The sequence below is a fragment of the Bacillus cytotoxicus NVH 391-98 genome (assembly GCF_000017425.1).
Lineage (GTDB): Bacteria > Bacillota > Bacilli > Bacillales > Bacillaceae_G > Bacillus_A > Bacillus_A cytotoxicus.
The window spans coordinates 3,689,015-3,708,815 of the sequence record NC_009674.1 but is presented as its reverse complement, the minus strand read 5'-3'; the positions used below and the strand labels follow the sequence as shown (position 1 = coordinate 3,708,815).

At 34.8% G+C, this 19,801-nt stretch carries 15 protein-coding genes and 1 pseudogene; 11 read left to right on the top strand and 5 right to left on the bottom strand.

Annotation, left to right across the window (positions count from 1 at the left end):
* Positions 1–77: 77 nt before the first annotated feature.
* Positions 78–467, top strand: coding sequence for an SET domain-containing protein (locus BCER98_RS18430; protein WP_012096102.1), 390 nt, complete (start codon positions 78–80; stop codon positions 465–467).
* A gap of 430 nt (positions 468–897) precedes the next feature.
* The gene (murB, locus tag BCER98_RS18425) at positions 898–1,812 is read left to right on the top strand and encodes a UDP-N-acetylmuramate dehydrogenase (protein WP_012096101.1); all 915 of its coding nucleotides are present in this window, start codon (positions 898–900) and stop codon (positions 1,810–1,812) included.
* A 493-nt stretch (positions 1,813–2,305) separates the two neighbouring features.
* Here murB and BCER98_RS18420 read toward each other — a convergent pair whose 3' ends face one another.
* Together BCER98_RS18420 and BCER98_RS18415 are read right to left on the bottom strand one after the other, a co-directional pair.
* On the bottom strand, positions 2,306–3,484 hold the full coding sequence (locus BCER98_RS18420; RefSeq protein ID WP_012096100.1) for an NAD(P)/FAD-dependent oxidoreductase: 1,179 nt from the start codon (positions 3,482–3,484) through the stop codon (positions 2,306–2,308).
* A 44-nt stretch (positions 3,485–3,528) separates the two neighbouring features.
* Positions 3,529–3,969, bottom strand: a complete 441-nt coding sequence (locus tag BCER98_RS18415) for a DUF1641 domain-containing protein (RefSeq protein WP_012096099.1) — start codon at positions 3,967–3,969, stop codon at positions 3,529–3,531.
* A gap of 392 nt (positions 3,970–4,361) precedes the next feature.
* Between BCER98_RS18415 and BCER98_RS18410 the strand changes: the two genes are divergently transcribed.
* On the top strand, positions 4,362–4,688 hold the full coding sequence (locus BCER98_RS18410; RefSeq protein WP_012096098.1) for a hypothetical protein: 327 nt from the start codon (positions 4,362–4,364) through the stop codon (positions 4,686–4,688).
* 205 nt (positions 4,689–4,893) lie between these two features.
* Here the strand turns inward: BCER98_RS18410 and BCER98_RS18405 are convergent, their stop codons facing one another.
* Entirely contained in the window at positions 4,894–5,532 is a 639-nt protein-coding gene (locus BCER98_RS18405; RefSeq protein ID WP_012096097.1) for an NAD(P)-dependent oxidoreductase, read from the bottom strand.
* Between the two features lie 301 nt (positions 5,533–5,833).
* Here BCER98_RS18405 and BCER98_RS18400 point away from each other — a divergent pair, with 301 nt between their 5' ends.
* From BCER98_RS18400 to BCER98_RS23850, 5 genes and pseudogenes are all read left to right on the top strand, one after another.
* Entirely contained in the window at positions 5,834–7,276 is a 1,443-nt protein-coding gene (locus BCER98_RS18400; RefSeq protein WP_012096096.1) for an alanine/glycine:cation symporter family protein, read from the top strand.
* A gap of 295 nt (positions 7,277–7,571) precedes the next feature.
* Positions 7,572–8,753: a NupC/NupG family nucleoside CNT transporter gene (locus BCER98_RS18395; RefSeq protein WP_012096095.1), complete on the top strand. Its 1,182-nt coding sequence runs from the start codon at positions 7,572–7,574 to the stop codon at positions 8,751–8,753.
* 271 nt (positions 8,754–9,024) lie between these two features.
* On the top strand, positions 9,025–10,206 hold the full coding sequence (locus tag BCER98_RS18390; RefSeq protein ID WP_012096094.1) for a NupC/NupG family nucleoside CNT transporter: 1,182 nt from the start codon (positions 9,025–9,027) through the stop codon (positions 10,204–10,206).
* A 1,216-nt stretch (positions 10,207–11,422) separates the two neighbouring features.
* On the top strand, positions 11,423–12,865 hold the full coding sequence (locus tag BCER98_RS18385; protein WP_012096093.1) for a BglG family transcription antiterminator: 1,443 nt from the start codon (positions 11,423–11,425) through the stop codon (positions 12,863–12,865).
* A gap of 711 nt (positions 12,866–13,576) precedes the next feature.
* Positions 13,577–13,739: pseudogene (locus tag BCER98_RS23850) on the top strand (IS6 family transposase); the annotation flags it as partial.
* A gap of 17 nt (positions 13,740–13,756) precedes the next feature.
* Here BCER98_RS23850 and BCER98_RS18380 read toward each other — a convergent pair.
* A complete protein-coding gene (locus BCER98_RS18380; RefSeq protein ID WP_012096092.1) occupies positions 13,757–15,199 on the bottom strand; it encodes an AAA family ATPase in 1,443 nt (480 codons plus the stop codon).
* A gap of 197 nt (positions 15,200–15,396) precedes the next feature.
* Positions 15,397–16,461 carry a hypothetical protein gene (locus tag BCER98_RS20470; RefSeq protein WP_012096091.1) on the bottom strand — a complete coding sequence of 355 codons (1,065 nt, stop codon included), beginning with the start codon at positions 16,459–16,461 and terminating at the stop codon, positions 15,397–15,399.
* 677 nt (positions 16,462–17,138) lie between these two features.
* Between BCER98_RS20470 and BCER98_RS18365 the strand changes: the two genes are divergently transcribed.
* From BCER98_RS18365 to BCER98_RS18355, 3 genes are read left to right on the top strand one after another with little or no spacing between them, the layout of a single operon-like run.
* Complete coding sequence (locus BCER98_RS18365) at positions 17,139–17,888, top strand: metal ABC transporter ATP-binding protein (protein ID WP_012096090.1); 750 nt, start codon at positions 17,139–17,141, stop codon at positions 17,886–17,888.
* On the top strand, positions 17,885–18,751 hold the full coding sequence (locus BCER98_RS18360; RefSeq protein ID WP_012096089.1) for a metal ABC transporter permease: 867 nt from the start codon (positions 17,885–17,887) through the stop codon (positions 18,749–18,751). Before BCER98_RS18365 ends, BCER98_RS18360 begins: the two co-directional genes overlap by 4 nt.
* A gap of 17 nt (positions 18,752–18,768) precedes the next feature.
* Positions 18,769–19,704, top strand: coding sequence for a metal ABC transporter substrate-binding protein (locus BCER98_RS18355; protein WP_012096088.1), 936 nt, complete (start codon positions 18,769–18,771; stop codon positions 19,702–19,704).
* Positions 19,705–19,801 lie beyond the last annotated feature (97 nt).

Genomic DNA, 19,801 nt, shown 5'->3' with positions numbered 1-19,801 from the left:
AATTGCTTTTCTCGTCTGTATCTGTCAAGCTTAAAGTAAGAAAATACTGTAGAGAAAGAAATATATAGGTGGAAAATATGATTGAAATTAAGACATCTGCACTTAGTAGTGGGGAATTTAATCGAGGGGTATTTGCAACACGGGATATAAAAAAAGGTGAGCTATTGCATGAAGCACCAGTTATTTCTTATCCAAACGAAGAACATATATTTATTGAAAAAACGTTACTTGCCGATTATGCATTTGAGTATGGGGTGAATCATTCAGCGATTCTATTAGGATATGGTATGCTGTTTAACCATGCGTATCGTCCGAATGCCACATACGAAATCAATTTTGACAATCATACATTCGATTTCTATGCTTATACAGATATAAAAGCAGGAGAAGAGATATTGATTAACTATAACGGTGACGTTGATGACGATGAGTTATTGTGGTTTGATAAGGAAAAAGAAGGAAATTAATCATGAAGAACAACAGCACATTCTAGTGGATGTGCTGTTGTTGTGGGGTAAATTGGTGATATATGGAGAGAATCCTCAATAATGTAGGTGTAACTTTATTACGCTAAAGTTACAAATTTGTAATATATGGAGTTTTGACCTATTTGGGTTGCTTTATTGAGAAATATATATTTTAATATGAGTGGCACACCTTATAAAGCAACAGATTTATAAGGTGTGAAACTGAGATTGGAATCTTGTATAATCACAGAGTAGTTTTTGGGGAAATATGCTTTAATGAGTAGGATTTTTTATCTGTTGTATGATTTCCAATTAGACGTTCATAGCTTATCTACCACGTTATATTGTTTCTTAACATATCTTTTTAGTGGGGATATGATTGCCCGTCATAAGCGGGGAAAAAAGAATATAGAAATAGAGGAATCGGATCATGAATATGCAAGAGGTTTATAAATACTTAAGTGAAATATTACCAGAGAATCATGTGAAGCAAGATGAAATGTTGAAAAATCATACGCACATCAAAGTCGGAGGCAAGGCGGATGTGTTTATTATGCCCACTAGTTATACGGAAATTCAAAAGGTTGTAAAATATGCAAGCGAGCACAATATTCCCATTACATTTTTAGGAAATGGCTCTAATGTCATTATAAAAGATGGAGGTATCCGTGGTATTACATTAAGCTTAACTCATATAACGGATATTACTGTGCAAGGAACATCAATTATAGCACAAAGCGGTGCGGCGATTATTGATGTTTCGAGAACAGCGCTAGAATATTCTTTAACAGGCCTTGAATTTGCATGTGGCATTCCTGGTTCTGTGGGCGGTGCTTTATATATGAATGCTGGTGCATATGGTGGTGAGATCTCCTATGTGTTAACAAAGGCACTTGTGATGACAGAAGCGGGAGAACTTATAACTCTTACAAAAGATGACTTTGAATTTGGGTATCGTAAAAGCACATTTGCTAATAATCATTACATTATATTGGAAGGTACATTTGAGCTTGAAAAAGGTAATTACGCAGAGATTAAAGCGAAAATGGACGATCTGACATATAAAAGAGAGTCTAAGCAACCGCTAGAATATCCTTCATGCGGTAGTGTTTTCAAGCGTCCACCGAATCACTTTGCAGGAAAATTAATTCAAGACTCTGGACTGCAAGGAAAGAGAATCGGTGGTGTAGAGGTTTCTACAAAACATGCTGGATTTATGGTCAATGTAGATAATGGAACAGCACAAGATTATATCGATTTAATTCATTTTGTACAAAAAACAGTGGAAGAGAAATTTGGTGTAAAGTTAGAAAGAGAAGTAAGAATTATTGGGGAAGATTTATAAAGTGAGGCGCTATAGTCAGCGGTGATTCATCCGCGGGATGGAAAACTACTGCAAAGCCAGAAGTTACGACAGTTATCTTTTCACTTATTGATGTACTTTCATCAATTGAATAGATACATGTTATAGTGAAGTTTCATCTTTATTCCGCTATTTTAGGGCAGTAAGACTCTCACCTTAAGCTTCAAAGAATAGCAAGGAAGATAGGTGGGAGTAATGCTGTTCGTAACAGCACGATTGGTGAGGGCTCATAATCAGTGGGAGATGAAGAACCCCCCCACTGATTAAAGTTTCAGTTTATTTGAAATGAGCAAAAGTATTGAAAGGAAAAGTAGGAGCGAGGAATAATCCTTGCTTCTATTTTTATACACAATTTTGATGAAAAAATCAGTATATTAGAACAATTTTGGAGGATTATTATATTTTCATGACGAATAAAGCTATGTATACAAAAAAGCCTAAATCATGAGATGTATGATTTAGGCTTCGATACGGATTAGTAAGCTAAGCTGAATAATCCTTTAATGTGTGATAAGTAACGAACGTTACTTGCTTCTTTCATTAATGATGCAGGTAAGCCTTTAAGTGGAGTTGAGCTTGCACCAATAATAGCAACAGCATCTTTACGTCCTAGGCTTGCAAGTGTACCAGAGTTTACTGGTTTAAACTCTTCAAGAGCTTTGCCTTCTAATGCTGCGTATAAGTTGTATCCAATTAGTTCACCCATTTGCCAAGCGATTTGTGCAGTTGGTGGATATGGGCGACCTTCTGGGCCGAATACAACAGCGCTGTCTCCAGCAACGAATACATTTTTATGAGAAGTAGATTGTAAGTAGTCGTCAACAGTTGCACGGCCACGGTTTACTTCAAGACCAGATTCGCCAATTAATGGGTTACCTTGTACGCCACCTGTCCAAACGAATGTGTTCGCAACGATTTTTTGACCGTCCTTTAATTCGATTGTGTTGCCTTCAACATTTGTTACAGGAAGCCCTGTTAAGAATGTAACACCGCGTGCTTCTAGGCTAGTTGTCGCACGTTCGATTAAATCGTCTGGTAATACTGGAAGGATTTTTGGACCTGCTTCAACAAGAAGTAATTTTACTTCTTTTGGATTTACGCCGTAGCTTTTTGCAAGTTTAGGCATAACATCAGCAAGTTCACCCACTAGCTCAACACCAGTTAATCCGCCACCGCCGATTAAGATTGTCGCATCAGCTTCATTTTTTGTTTTTGCGTATTCACGAATGCGTTCTTCCACATGTTTAAAGATTTTGTTTGCATCGTCAGCAGATTTTAATACCATGCTGTTTTCTTCTAATCCTGGAATACCGAAGTAAGCGGTTTTACTTCCTAAAGCAACTACAAGTGCATCATAAGATAAAGTAGTGCCGCCAACTAGTTTAACTTCTTTTTTATCCACTGAGAAAGATTCAACTGTTGCAATTTTAAGATCGATATCTTTTCCTTTGAAAAGTTTCGTAAGTGGCATTGCAATTGCTTGCTCAGAAATATTACCTGCTGCTAAGCGGTGTAGTTCTGTGATGATTTGGTGTGTTGGATATTGGTTAATAACTGTAACTTGTGCTTCTGATTTGCTGTAATATTTGCGTACATTTAAAGCGGCAAGAAGTCCGCCATAACCAGCGCCTAAGATGACAATTTGTTTTGACATAGTATGATATCCCCCGTCTTTACTAATTGTTGTTATAAGATAAATTATTTATTATTACGTTCTGCACTAATTTGAAGATAAGCATTTACAAAGCGGAACATTTTTTGTGCTTGTGGATCTTTTAATAATTTTAATAAACCAAAAAGACCGATAACTTCATTGCTTTCTTCAGCGCGATCTTTTGCTTCAATAGCAGTTGCTGCTATTGTTTTCACAGTATCTTTTACAGGTTCTACAATCTCTTGGATTGCACCAACAGTGTCGCTTTTTAATACTTCATCATTTGCAACAGTTTGTGCGAAATCATAAGACTTAGTTAAAATGTTAACAAGCTCAGTTAATTTTGGAAGCTGTTCTACTAGCGTAGTTAATGATTGTTGTACTTCAGGTTTTAATAACTGGTCAAGTACATCTAGTTGTCCTTGGCTAGCAGAAATTTGTACAGATTCTTGTTCAGGCTTTGTTTGAGTGATAGTTTCTGGCATCTCCAATTCTCCTTTACGATAACAATACTCTTATTTTGTGGAATAAGTATCCCGAATATAGGTAAGAACAGCAAAAAAATGCAAAACTTTATACAAAGCTTCACAAAATGAGATAAATGCCCTTAAATTTCTAATTCCAGTTGAAGAAATTTAAAATCATAATGTCTTACCTATTATTTATGAACTTGTCCGCATCATAGAAAAGTTCCTTTATCGGCAAGTGTATAATATATATCTTTTATTATATACTATATACACTTATGTTAACATAAAAAATGATTCGTAACTATATGGATTTGATTCCATAACTTAGTGATGACAAAGGACGAGGGCAGACATTTTATTTTCGAATGATTTAAAACATAGTCGAATATAGAGAAGAAAAGGGAAAAATGAGTAAGTTTTGTTCATTTTCCCTTTTTTTGATGATAGTTCGCGTGCTACATAAAAAGAATGAAGGGGCGTTTGATGCGAGTAAGATATTGAGAAAAGATTATGTGCAGTTCAAACAAATGAATGCGAAGAGAGGAACCTATCAAGCGCAATCAACTGATCCACCTCAAAGGGGAAATGTGGGCGGAAAAATTCGCATTTTCATTCGAAGTAAATACGGCCTGGTGAATTTTGATTTCAAATTAAAAAGGGATGCTCATAAGGAGACAGCAATCTCCAAAATGCAGTTGTACTATTTGAAAGAAGTAAGAAAAAATCAAGCTTAGAAGTAGCTGTGAGCTGAAAAAAATGAAGCATCGCGAATCAACCATCTACATCTTACAAGAGATAAACGAGTATTCGTTATGTGGTAGAACAATGGTGATTTTGGTGGAAGATATTAATAAAAAGTAAAACTCCCACCTCAAGATTTTAGGGGCGAGTTTTACTTTAGTGGGGCTAAAGTGCCTGTTGATTCAAAAATTCCCTTTATTATTCTGCTTCAGAAACAACTGTGAAGCGTTCGTTTTCGTGTTTTGGATTTTCGATTTCATCAAGTGTTGCTACAGCAAAATCTTCATAACTTACATAGCTATCGCCTTTTGAGTTAACAAGAAGATGATCTTTACCAGTTTTATAAGAACCAGTACGTTTTCCTAATGCGAATAGAGCAGAAGGGCTAATGAATGTCCAAGTAATGTCGTTTGTTTGTTGTAAAATTTCTAGGTTTTTGCCTTGATTTTGGGCAGTTGGAAGATATTCTGCTGGGAAATCTGGTGTTTCAAATACTCGTGTTGTTTTTGCTTCGTCTATAAATAGACTACCAGCACCGCCGACAACAATTAATTTTGTATGTGGCGCACCTTTCATGGCCTCAATTAATACGTTTCCGGCATCAACGTGAAGATGCTCTTTACCAGTTGGCGCACCAAATGCGTTCACAACTACATCGAATGTTTGAAGGTCGTTAGAAGTAAGATCGAATACGGATTTTTCTAATACTTTTACATTCTTGTCTGTAATGTTTGATGCGTTTCGTACAATTGCAGTAACTTCATGGCCGCGATCAAGTGCTTCTTTCATAATACGGCTTCCAGCTTTTCCACTTGCTCCGATAATTCCAATTTTCATAAGAAATCCCTCCGAAATTTTATAAAATAAGTAGTAAAGCTATATATCTAAAGGTGGATAGATAGTTTTATGATCAGGTTGTTTTATCAACGTGATGTAATCATTATAGTTACAACAATTTTGTTTGTCAATTCGATTGTAGGAAACATAATGATGTCCAGTTTGTTTAGGGAGTAAGTTATGTTAGGAATAATTACATTATTGTGTCATAAAACCTAACATTTTTTTGTCTAAACTTGTTGATTCTTAAAATTTTTTAGAATATAATCTTCTTATTGTTAAGAGAGGGGGAAGTGATTCGATGGAAATGTTAGCGAGATTGATTACGGATATAAATAATGTTCTTTGGACATATATTATGATAGGTATGTTAATTAGTATTGGCATTTATTTTTCTTTACGAGTTAATTTTGTTCAAATTCGCTATTTTGGTGAAATGATTCGCTTACTAGGAGATGGAGCGAGTTCGAAAACACGTAAAGCACAAAAGGAAAAGAATGGCGTTTCGTCATTCCAAGCGTTTTGTATGAGTACAGCTTCTCGTGTAGGTACAGGTAATTTAGCAGGTGTGGCAATTGCGATTTCAACTGGGGGACCTGGGGCTGTATTTTGGATGTGGCTGATTGCGATAATTGGTGGTGCATCTGCTTTTGTAGAAAGTACATTAGCGCAAATTTACAAAGTGAAAGATGGAAATACGTTCCGCGGGGGACCGGCGTATTATATGGAAAAAGGACTAAATAAGCGCTGGCTCGGTGCTATTTTCTCTATTTTAATCACAGTTAGTTTTGGTTTGATTTTTAATGCGGTACAGTCAAATACTGTGGCAGCAGCATTTGATGGCGCATTTCATACAGATAGTAGATTAGTCGGCATTGTAATGGCTGGACTGTTAGCAATTATTATTTTTGGTGGGGTAAAACGAATTGCTCGCGCTGTCGAAATGATTGTTCCTGTTATGGCGCTTATTTATATAGGAGTTGCCTTGTTCGTAGTGATTACAAATATTACAGAGATTCCAACTTTATTTAAAGAAATTATTTTACATGCTTTTGGGATTAAAGAAGTTGTTGGTGGTGGATTTGGAGCGGCTATTTTACTAGGGGTAAAACGTGGATTGTTTTCAAATGAAGCTGGTATGGGGAGCGCGCCAAACGCAGCAGCAACTGCGAATGTAACACATCCCGTCAAACAAGGGTTTATCCAAACATTAGGGGTATTTACAGATACATTGCTAATTTGTAGTTGTACAGCATTTATTATTTTGTTATCAGATGTATCAGGATTAGCTAATACAAATGGTATCCAATTAACACAACAAGCATTAAGTCAACATATTGGATCTTGGGCCTCTATTTTTGTAGCAGTTGCAATTTTCTTATTTGCATTTAGTTCACTTGTTGGGAATTACTATTATGGTGAAACAAATATTGAATTCTTAAATGGAAGTAAAGGGATATTGATCGTTTACCGAATTGCAGTGCTTGGTATGGTTATACTTGGTTCGGTAGCTACAATTCAAATTGTATGGGATTTAGCAGACCTATTTATGGGGATTATGGCTGTTATTAATTTAGTGGCAATTGTATTTCTATCTAAGTTTGCTTTTACAGCATTATCAGACTATGTAAAACAAAAGAAACAAGGAAGAGACCCAGTGTTTCATGCAAGTTCGATTCCGGGGCTAGAAAATACAGAGTGCTGGGAAGATTCTAAAGTAGAAGAAAAAGAACAAACTATGTAAAAAGGAGGTATCAGAGAAAATCTGATACCTTTTTTATATCTTTATAAAAGACGAACATTAATAATTTTTTTATATTCATTGTAATTTTTTTCGGAAATATAAGGATGTGGATTTAAATTTATGTTAGAATGGTTAAGGCCTTTATAAATAAGAGATAAATTCGTTTTTGTTGATATCATATTCATTTTACGTGAAAAATAAAAGTTCGGATTATTGATTGTTTTGTATGGTCAGACATTCAATGTTTAATAATTTACTAAAATGTTGAATAAGTTTTAAACGGAGGATTTTATATATGAAGTTTGTTATGTTTCTTGTAGGATTACTCGTTGTATTTATACTTGGTTTTCTTATAAGTACAGACCGAAAGAAAATTAAGTATAAACCAATTGTGGTGATGCTTATGGTTCAATTGGCATTATCGTACTTCCTATTAAGTACACAGATTGGGTATATTTTAGTAAAAGGAATTTCTGATGGATTTGGCGCCTTGCTCACATATGCTGAATCTGGAATCGTTTTCGTATTTGGGGGTCTTGTGAATAAGGGGGAAACCACATTCTTCCTCACAGCGTTATTACCAATTGTATTCTTCGCTGTATTAATTGGGATTTTGCAGCACTTCAAGATTTTACCACTGTTCATTCGCTCTGTTGGTTTTCTATTGAGTAAAGTAAATGGTTTAGGAAAACTAGAATCCTATAATGCAGTAGCAGCTGCAATCGTTGGTCAAGCAGAAGTATTTATTACGGTAAAAGATCAATTAAGTAAAATTCCAAAGCATCGTTTATATACACTTTGTGCATCTTCTATGTCAACAGTATCGATGTCAATTGTTGGTTCTTATATGAAAATGATTGAGCCGAAATATGTAGTCACAGCACTTGTATTAAACTTATTTAGTGGATTCATTATCGTTCATATTATTAATCCGTATGATATTACAGAAGAAGAAAATACGTTAAAATTAGAAAATAAAAAGAAGCAGTCATTCTTTGAAATGTTAGGCGAATATATTATGCTTGGCTTTACAATTGCAGTAACAGTAGCGGCAATGTTACTTGGTTTCGTAGCATTAATTACAGCCATTAATAGCTTGTTCGATGCGATTTTTGGAATGACATTCCAAGCTATTTTAGGATATATTTTCTCTCCTCTTGCATTTGTAATGGGCATTCCGAAATCAGAAGTGGTAACAGCGGGTCAAATTATGGCAACAAAATTAGTGTCAAATGAGTTTGTCGCGATGCTTGACCTTGGCAAAGTGGGAGGGGAATTATCTGCTCGCACAGTCGGTATTCTTTCGGTATTCCTTGTATCTTTTGCGAACTTTTCATCTATTGGCATTATCGCAGGAGCAACGAAAGGAATTGACGAAAATCAATCAAATGTTGTGTCGTCGTTCGGATTACGCCTTGTATATGGCGCAACTTTAGTGAGTGTTTTATCAGCGATTATTGTTGGCGTAATGTTATAAAAGTTAAAAGCAGTGAGCGTAAACTCACTGCTTTTGTTTATAAGGGAAAAATTATGTTGCATTTCTGTTAGATAACGCTTACAATTTGTATTGTAGGTGGTATCCATTTCAGACTTTGAATAAGGTAGGGAAGAAGAGACCGCCATTTGTAAATTGCAATTTATGTAAACGCTTACTGATTGTAAGGATTTTTCTTTTTAAACATTAGTAGTCAGACGTCATTCGTCATTCGTTGGACAACCGATAACACATGGGAAGTGGGGATTCACATATGAAACTAGTAATGTTTCTAATTGGTTTACTGGTAGTATTTGTACTAGCTTTTCTTGTAAGTTCAGATCGTAAGAAAATTAAATATAAACCAATTGCAATTATGCTTGTCATTCAATTAGCGTTATCCTATTTCTTACTAAATACAAAAATAGGATATGTGTTAGTAAAAGGAATTGCAGATGGTTTCGGCGCGATATTAAAATATGCGGAAGAAGGGGTTAATTTTGTATTTGGTGGTCTAGCAAATGATGGACAAGCACCATTCTTTTTAACAGTACTATTACCAATTATTTTCTTAGCTGTATTAATTGGAATTTTGCAGCATATTAAAATTTTACCAATTATCATTCGTGCAGTCGGTTTCGTATTAAGTAAGATTAATGGTTTAGGAAAACTAGAATCCTATAATGCAGTAGCAGCTGCAATCGTTGGTCAAGGTGAAGTGTTTATTACAGTAAAAGATCAATTAAGTAAATTACCGAAAAATCGTTTATATACACTTTGTGCATCTTCTATGTCAACAGTATCAATGTCAATTGTTGGTTCTTATATGAAAATGATTGAGCCGAAATATGTAGTCACAGCACTTGTATTAAACTTATTTAGTGGATTCATTATCGTTCATATTATTAATCCATATGATGTAAAAGAAGAGGACGATATTTTAGAATTACAAGAAGATAAGAAACAAACATTCTTTGAAATGTTAGGCGAATATATTATGCTTGGTTTCTCTATCGCTGTAACAGTGGCGGCGATGTTAATCGGTTTCGTAGCATTAATTACAGCAATTAACGGTGTATTCGATTCAATTTTCGGAATCACATTCCAAAGCATTTTAGGGTATATCTTCTCACCATTAGCATTTATTATGGGTATTCCAACATCAGAGATGCTAACAGCGGGACAAATTATGGCAACAAAATTAGTAACGAACGAATTCGTGGCAATGCTTGACCTTGGAAAAGTGGCCGGTGATTTATCGGATCGAACAGTAGGGATTTTATCAATCTTCCTCGTATCATTTGCGAACTTCTCATCTATCGGAATTATCGCTGGGGCGACGAAAAGTATTGATGGAAAACAAGCGAACGTTGTATCATCATTCGGATTAAAACTTGTATACGGTGCAACATTAGTAAGTATCTTATCAGCGGTTATCGTTGGGGTTATGCTTTAATTAGTAAGAAAAGCAATGGGTGTAGGCTCATTGCTTTTTTTGGTGCGCTCAGCATGTGCACATTTTCTGGAGTTCAACTCCTGAATCGTGAAGGAAGTCGGCGGAAAATCTCTAGTCTGAGGAGTACGAACTGCATAGAAAGTTAGGTATCATTGGATGAGATTGCAACATAAATGAAAGTCTTTACTGCTATAGGAGATTTTATCCCGCTATTTTAGGGCAGTAAGACTCCCACCTCAAGGTTCAAAGAGTAGCAAGGAAGATAGGTGGGAGTAGGGCTGCCCGTAACAGCCCGATTGGTGAGGGCTCATAATCAGTGGGGGATGAAGAAAACCCCCACTGATTAAAGTTTCACTTTATATAAATTCTACTTCTGTTCGTTTATATGTAACCGTTTGTTGAAGTACCACATCAATGATTGTTTCCTCATAGTAATGTCTGAATTTTGGAAGATTCTGAAATTCAGACATGATTTGTCTTTCCTTCTTCTTGTAGAAGCTCTACATAACCATCACCTGGCGGAAATGTTTTGAGAAATACTGCACGTAGCGACAACACACATCATGTATAGCGTATAACCTTACCTGTAGATGTTCCTGTATGAGTATTTTCTTTCAACGATACAAATTGCATTCCTGTCAAATGATTATGAATAATCGATGGTGTTCGCTTTTCTAAGTATATATTAAATATTGATTTTTATCGTTGTGAAAAATTCCTGTAACAAGAGAAAAATATTGAAAAAATGTAGGGGGGGTATTTAGTATTATGTATTTGGATATGAATTCGTATCATGTGTATGAAATTTAGGTTGGCTAGCTAGCTTTAAACAATTAAATATAAAGACAAACCTAATGAATAGTGAAATATTCCCGCTTATAAAAAAAGGAGGGTGAGATTTCCAATGATGCGATAAAAAATTTTATATCCTGCTGTTTGTGAAGAATCAAACTCCTGGATTTTCAGGGAGGAGTGTCGGAATATTCTGTCTAGTGTCTTGTTTGCAAGTGCTAACAAAGAGTTACGTTCTCTTATTATAACATCTGCAGAGAGAGGAGAGGAAGACCCATAACAGCCGCTAACATTGCAGCTATATTTGCTTAATATATTTAAGTTATTAAATTTAAATATATGTAATGATTTAAACAAGTTTATAAATGATTAACAAAAAAGTTCATGAAAGATTAGACTCGATTAATAGTAAAAGGAGATAATCATGGAAAAAGATATTAAACGTAAAATTAATCTCTTAAATATTCTTGTTGAGGAAAAGCGATGGTTTACGCTGGCGGAATTGGGAAGTAAACTACACTGTTCAAATAAAACCATTCGAAAAGATATATCAATTATTAATGATTTATTACCCAAAAATATAGTCATATGTTCCAAAAAAGGGAAAGGTGTAAAATTATCTTTATCCCAGAATCAATCAATTACTGAAGCAACTTCTAATCTCCTGAAGAAATCATTAACGTTTTTAGCGCTTCAACAATTATTAGAGGGACGTGCCAATACAGTGACCTCTTTAGCTGATAGACTATATCTCCCTGTTACCTCGACTAATGATGTACTAAAAAGAGTCAGTAGGTATATTGAAAAATTCGGTTTATGTTTAGAAAAAAAGCCATTAAGGATTTCAGGGGATGAATTTCAAATTATATTCATGTTTTCTGAGCGTTACTTGGAAGCTTTTCCCGATACAGAATGGCCCTTTACAGAATATAAAGAAGAAGTATTGATGGATTACGTACATGATATTGAAAAAAAATTAGATATTATATTTTATTCTAATGATAAAAGAAGATTAGCCTTTATTATAACAATTCTTTTTAAACGAATAAAACAAGGACATAAAGTAAAGTTTAGTGAATGGATTGTTAAACACACAGTAGAATCCATACATTATAAAAAAATATTTGAGGATAAAAATATAATCAAGGTGAACAAAAATAGACCTCTAAATATAGAAGAGCAAGTATTGTTGGTTATAGTTGTTAAGTTATCGAGATATATAAATAATAGTGGGAATACCTTGAAACAAGAAGAACTACTATTGTATAAAGAAGGAAAAACAATATTCTATAAATGTGTAAACGATTTCATTCGTCTCTTGGAACAAGAACTAAAAATAGAACTAGCCAATAGTGATGATTTTGTCTATGGGATAGTTGAGTATTGTAGGCAGACCTATCATATACTGAAATTTCTACCTAGAATAAAAGCGCCAGAAAAAGATACGTGTAAGTACATAAAGAAACATTATCCAGAAACGTTTGATTTAGTAAAACGAGCATATACGAAATGGGGGAAAGAAATGGGATTAACAGATATTCCTGACGAAGAATTTGCAAAGGTGACTATGCGTATTATAGCGACAGGAAAACAACATAACCTACACAAAAAAAAAGTATTGCTTATTACAGGTGAAGGTAAGAGTTGGGAAGAATATATGAAGAGTTGTATTAATAAACGTTATGGTAATCAATTAGAATTTGTAGAAGGAAATGCAAAGATTTTTCAGGGGAATATGGAAAATCTAGATATTGATTTTATTATTACTACTATACCCTTAGAAACGAATTGGAACTCTATTGTTTATGTATCACCGATACTTCAAGAACGAGATTTTTATGAAATAGGAATATTTGCAAAACAATAATAGTTTAGAGAGTAATAGCTACATCTTAATTATATATTTGTTTGATGAACAATTGTTAACAAAACATCATGGCTCACAGGAAGGTTTACAGCAGAAGCAACTTTCTCTCCAGTTCAACAACTTGTAGAAAAAGGAATGCTGTGTAAAACTCGTTCGGATCTAAGTGTACGGCGTTCAGTAGGCGTTAACCAACCCTATCATGCTGTAAAAACTTTAATGGAGTAAGACGAACGATTACAAAACCAGTTGTGCTTCTATTTTTACCTTTGTAAAGGTAAAAATAGAATGTATAAAAAATAAGAAACGCATATTATAATCATTTTATATGCAGGTAGTATTCATAAAACTTGCATTAAATAGGATGCAAACATCTTCATTACCCCCAACAAAAAGCTTTGGTATGTTTTATTGGAAACATCATACATCTAACAATATTATATTAGATGGGAAAAGGCAGTGTACTATGCTGAACATTCAGCATTACACTGCCTTATTTCTTAAAGCTTTAAATCGATGTTTGACAGATTTTTTGCATCAGAACCGTATGAAGAAGTAAAAGCAAAACAAAGTCTTTGGTCTGATGAAGGAGCGCAAATCTATATCAAGCGAAAGATAATCGAAAACACAACACCCCCCACGGAGAAAATACATTTTCCCCGTGGGGGGTGAGTTATAAAAGGAGCTTTTGGAACAGCCCCTTGGAGGCGATTTCGACTTACACAACAAAAGCACTTGAGTAACATAGTAAAACAAAATCATCGCTTTAGAAAGAAATGAATCCATTCTTTCTAAAGCGATACATATGATGAAAAAAGGACACCTTACTTTACCGAACCAATCTGTCCAAAATCAAGTAAAGTTCATTCATCATTAGAAATCTATATACCTCTTTCAAGTGGATGTATTTTTTGCGTCAGACTCTGTTTGCCGCTCCATTTTGTCTTCAGCAGCTTTTAACTTCTTTTCCAATTCTGTTTTTTCTTTTTCCCATGTTGCTTTGGCCGTCATTAGCTCCTGAATCTGCTTGTCTTTCCTCTCCAGTTGCTGTTTCAGATTTTCAGGCCCTCCTTGCAACTGATTCATTTGGGTTTCTAACTTCTGCTTTTCTTGTTCTAGCTTCTGAATCTGCTCGTCTTTCATTTCCAGTTGCTGTTTCAGATTTTCTGGCTCCCTTTGCAACTGATCCATTTGGGTTTCTAACTTTTGCTTTTCTTGTTCTAGCTTCTGAATCTGCTCGTCTTTCGTTTCCAGTTGCTGTTTCAGACTTTCTGGCCCTCCTTGCAACTGATTCATTTGGGTTTCTAACTTTTGCTTTTCTTGTTCTAGCTTCTGAATCTGCTCGTCTTTCGTTTCCAGTTGCTGTTTCAGACTTTCTGGCCCTCCTTGCAACTGATCTATTTGAAATTCCGACTGGTCTTTTTCATCTTTTTTTTGTGTTGAATTTAGTGAATCTCCCTTCCTATAAACTATATAATTTTCCCTATAAACAATTCTCGTATCATCCCAATAAAGTCTGGCAACTTCGATATGGTAATCATCCGTAGGGGATATCATCTGCTCACACTTGGTCATCGTTAACCTACAAGATGAGAACGTCCGCGTCGATTCGTTGATCTGTACGTTCTTGTCTTTTGAGATCCAGCCATACGTAGGGTCAAATTTTATGGAGCCGTGATATTTACCGTTTCGGTATAAATAAATCCCATAATTTAGGTAATCATCGTTTTTAAAAGTAATGTATAATATACCATCAATGTACTCCACTTTTTGAATCAGGTTTTTCAAGAAAGATACTTGTGCCTGTTCCCACTTTTTTAGTAACTGTGCTTTCTGTTCTGTTCCGAATTGATTAATTTTATCCCGTAGCCGATCTAACGTGTCTTGATCCACGCTTTCTCTAAGGCTCCCATTTTCGTATAAATTAACAAGCTCTTGCTCTAGTAGTAATGTGTCAATTTGTTTTTTGTATTCCTTCAACTTATCCTCTGTGCTCTTCAGTTGCTGTTTCAGCTTATCTGAGTCCTCTTGCAGAGTTTTAACCCGTTGCTTCTCCTGATTGTTTTCTTGGGCAGCTTGATCTAACTTTTCATGTAACCAATTAATGTATTGTACCTTATCTTCAATGATTTGATTGGCTTGTCCAATTTTGTTATTCGCATTCTGTGCGAATTCATCAAATTTTTTCTTTAAAGTATCGAAGGTATTGACAAATTTCGGCACATTTGTTTGGATTTTGGTTACATCCTCTTTCAGCTTATTTAAATGTGTATCTCCTGTCCATCCTGTAATTAGGCTCGTGGCCAATATGCCCAGCATTATTTTTTTCAACAACAAACATATATTCCTCCTCACCTAGATGTATTCATTCAAGTGACGACTTTACAAAATGCCATATTTTTCACTATCAAATAAAATTCCAAATTCCTTCTTCTCTCATCCTTTACAAATGAAAGAAAGGTGTGAGAGAAGAAGGTGATGAAGAAGCACATCATTTCCTCCTACTTAAAAAATATCCACTCTATTTTGTTTTTTTATTGGTTTGGTGTTCCCTGACGACGCTTACTCTTATTTTCGCTATCTATAATTTCAGGTAATGATGGATCTAAGTCTTTTATCGCATTCTCTTGGATTGCTTGCTGCACGTTATCCAGCACCTCTTTTAATTTATCAGCGATGTCTTTTGCAGCCGCTTCCGTATTCACATTTGCTTCCGTCAAGCTCTGACGTAATGTGGTAATCTCATTTTTAATTTGCTGAATTGAATTTTTGTCCTGTCCGCTTGTTCCATCCTTTTCTAGAAGCCCTCGAATTTTTTCTAAAAGGTCTGTTGGTTCTTTGAGGCTCTCATCTGTAATTTCCTTCATTAAGGCAGTGACATCTCCTGTCTTGTCATTTCCTACTATTTTCGTAATTTTCTCTTCTAGTTCTTTTTGGCTAGTTATATCCTTCGTATCCTTTTTCACTTTCTCAAAAAGGCTATCGATTTCCTTTTTGTCTTCCGGCTTTACTAGCAGATCTTCCTTCTGTTCTTTGTCGATTTCTTCCATAATCTGCGTCACTTTGTCGATATCCCCTGTTGTAATCTGATCTTGCTCTTTTTTAAGTAATTCTTTTAACTTTTCAATTCTATCTTTTTGTTTTTCCGTTAAAATGCCCTTGTCCTCTAAGTTCTTCCGTAAATTCTCAATTTGTTTTTGTAATTCGTTTTTTTTAGTTTGATCCAAATCTTTTAGTTGCTTTAACTCTTCTATGATTTGATCTTTTTCCTCAAATGTTGTCTCAAAGCCCTTAATCGCGTCTTCGATGGCTGTCAATTCCGTATCTAACCAATTGATATACTCTAATTTATCCTCGATAGTTGTATTTGCATCGTTTAATTTCTTATCCGCTTCGGTTTTCAACGTAGTAAATTTGTCAAAAACAGTTTTTAACTTTTGATTCGCCTTAACAACCTCTTGTTTTGCTTGTTCCATTGCTAGTTGCATTTGTTTTAATTTTTCATCACCAGTCCATTTCAGCACAGTAGCTGTTCCCGCAATAGATGACCCAACTAATGCGCTCATAAGAACAATTCCTTTTAAAGTTCCTAATGCCATTGTTTCATCTCTCCCTTATCTGTTTTTTAAATTTTTGTTAGAAAATTTGAATGTGCTTGTACATCGCTCGCCCTTTTCCTTCAAAAAACCTTGAGAACGTATTCTCCATTACAGAAGGAGAAGGGGATTGGAATCAAACATCATTCGTTCATGCTATAGTATCTATTGAAATGCCATGAAGAAACAACTCGTCTTTTTTCTTTTGTTAAAGGAATTTATACACTATTTATCCTCGTGTAAAAATGTTTTTATACTGAGAAAATAAGTGAAAGGAGGAAATCACAATGGCTAAAAAACAACTTCATTGCGCATTCTTTTTTCTAAGTATGTATTCTCTTTTCTCCGCATATTGTCCAAGCTCATGTTAAGCATTTACAAGAACTGCTTTCATAAAGGTAAACAGGTCATTTCATTCCGCATTCTTTTAGCAAGTCAAACATGCTTATAAAGAGAAAAGGAGGATTCTCTTTCATAGTGATTCGGAATCTCAGCTTGCTAGTTATTATGTTTACAAACTTGCGTCAATTCTATATAATTTGATTTAAGCAAAAAAGTTTCCTTAAGGAAAATAAAATCAAGATACATTTTATATTTATAGCAAAATGTATTTTTGTCTAAAGTTTGCCCTCGTGCAAAATATTTACCTGTGCGAAAGAGGAAGGGGAATACATAAAAAAATGGCTGGAGCTGTAGTTGTAAAAGATTTGTTTGTATCGTATCAAGGGAATCAAGTGGTTGAGAATGTTTCTTTTGATATTGAAAAGGGAAAGCTTGTTGGAATTATTGGCCCAAACGGAGCGGGAAAGTCTACTTTAATGAAAGCTGTTTTAGATTTAATCCCAAATGATAAGGGATATGTTCGAATTCTTGGAGAGGATATTCGAAGCGCTAGAAAGCGTGTTGCGTATGTACCACAAAGAAGTGATATAGATTGGGATTTCCCGATTACCGTTTTAGATGTCGTGTTAATCGGGACGTATCCATCTTTAGGCATGATGAAAAGACCGAAGAAAGAGCATCGAGAGTGGGCATTTGAGTGCTTAAAAAAAGTTGGAATGGAAGAGTTTAAAAATCGCCAAATTGGTGAGCTGTCAGGTGGACAACAACAACGTGTCTTTTTGGCAAGAGCATTAGCACAAAAGGCTGAGGTATTTTTCTTAGATGAGCCATTTGTTGGAATTGATGTAACAAGTGAAGAGACAATTATTAAAATTCTTAGAGAATTACGTAAAAAAGGAAAAACAATTGTTGTTGTACATCATGATTTAAGTAAAGCAGAATCCTATTTTGATAAATTACTATTATTGAATAAACGCTTCATTCAGTACGGAGAAGTGCAACAAGTGTTAGAGCCGACTATTCTGTCAAAAGCGTATGTGAATCAAGGAATATTCTTCAATAAGTCACCGGAGGTATACTCATCATGAAGGTTGTAGAATTTATAGATGCAATCATGCAGTACGGTTTTCTTCAGAAAGCTTTATTAACTTCTGTTATGGTGGGAATTATTGGTGGTGTAATTGGATGCTTTATTATATTACGAGGTATGGCATTGATGGGGGATGCCATTTCACATGCCGTCCTTCCAGGAGTAGCACTTTCTTATATGTTTGGAATGGACTACTTCATAGGTGCGGTTTTCACAGGGGTCATTACTGCGGTAGGAATTGGATTTGTAAGCCAAAATAGTCGTATTAAACAGGATATGGCAATTGGGATTATGTTTACATCTGTATTTGCTATAGGGATTATCTTAATAACCTTTATGAAGAGTAGTTCGGATTTGTACCACATTTTATTTGGAAATGTCTTAGCAGTTCGTTCTTCAGATATGTGGATGACACTTGTTATTGGAATTATCATTATCGGTCTTGTGATTCTATTTTATAAAGAACTACTGGTATCTACTTTTGACCCGATAATGGCACAAAGTTATGGATTGCCAAACAAGCTCATACATTATGGATTAATGGTTCTTCTTACGATGGTTACAGTTGCTTCACTTCAAACTGTAGGGATTATTCTGGTTGTTTCTATGTTAATCACACCAGCAGCTACAGCGTATTTATTAACAAACCGTTTATGGATTATGATTTATTTGGCTACGGGTATTGGTGCATTTTCATCTGTAGTAGGGTTATATTTTAGTTTCTCTTATAATCTTGCTTCAGGTGCAGCGATTGTTCTTGTTGCAACCTTCTTATTCGGATTAGCATTCTTTTTCTCACCGTCACAAGGTTTGTTTTGGAGAGCTATCAAAATGAGAAAAAATAGAGCAGAGTTGTCATAATGGATTGGAGGATAAAGATGAAATTGAAAAATGTTTTCTTTTCGATACTTTGTATTTTCGCATTTGGATTAACTGCATGTTCTAGTAACACAAATGGGAAGGGAGAGGGGAGTGGAAAATTAAAAGTTGTAACTACATACTCAATTATATATGATATGGTGAAGCAAATTGGTGGAGATAAAGTTGAGATTCATAGTCTTGTTCCAATCGGGGCTGATCCTCATGAATATGATCCGCTACCCAAAGATGTGATGCGAATGAAGGATGCTGATGTAGTGTTTTACAATGGTTTAAACTTAGAAGAAGGTAATTCATGGTTTGAAAAACTATTAAAAACGACAGGTAAATCAGGAAAGGACGCATCTGTTTATAAAGTAAGTAAGGGTGTAGAGCCGATTTATTTAGAAACAAAAGGATTAGAAAAAGAAACAGATCCACATGCGTGGATGAATATTGAAAATGGTATTATCTATGCTAAAAATGTGAAAGAAGCATTGATGAAAGAAGATCCTAAAAACAAAGAATTCTACGCTAAAAATGCGAAAGAGTATATAGCAGAACTTCAAAAACTGCATGAGGAGACAGTAAGAAAAATCCAGCAGCTTCCTGAAGAAAAACGTTACTTAATTTCTAGTGAAGGTGCGTTTAAATACTTTGGAAAAGCATATGGAATGCAAACAGGATATATTTGGGAAATTAATTCAGAGAACCAAGGTACTCCAGATCAAATTCGAGACGTTGTAAATTTAATTCAAGAAAAAAAGATTCCAGCTTTATTTGTGGAAACAAGTGTAGATTCACGTAGTATGGAAACTGTTTCAAAAGAAACGAATGTACCAATCGCTGGTAAAATCTTCACAGATTCACTTGGTAAGCCAGGTAAGGATGGAGATACTTACTTAAAAATGATGAAGTGGAATACAGATACAATTATTAATGGATTACAAAAATAAAATATCTTTAAAAATGATAAATATGTTAAAATCTACATCTAGTATCAAGGTAACAAATCATAGTATAATATTTATTCGATTAAAAGGGTCTATTTTT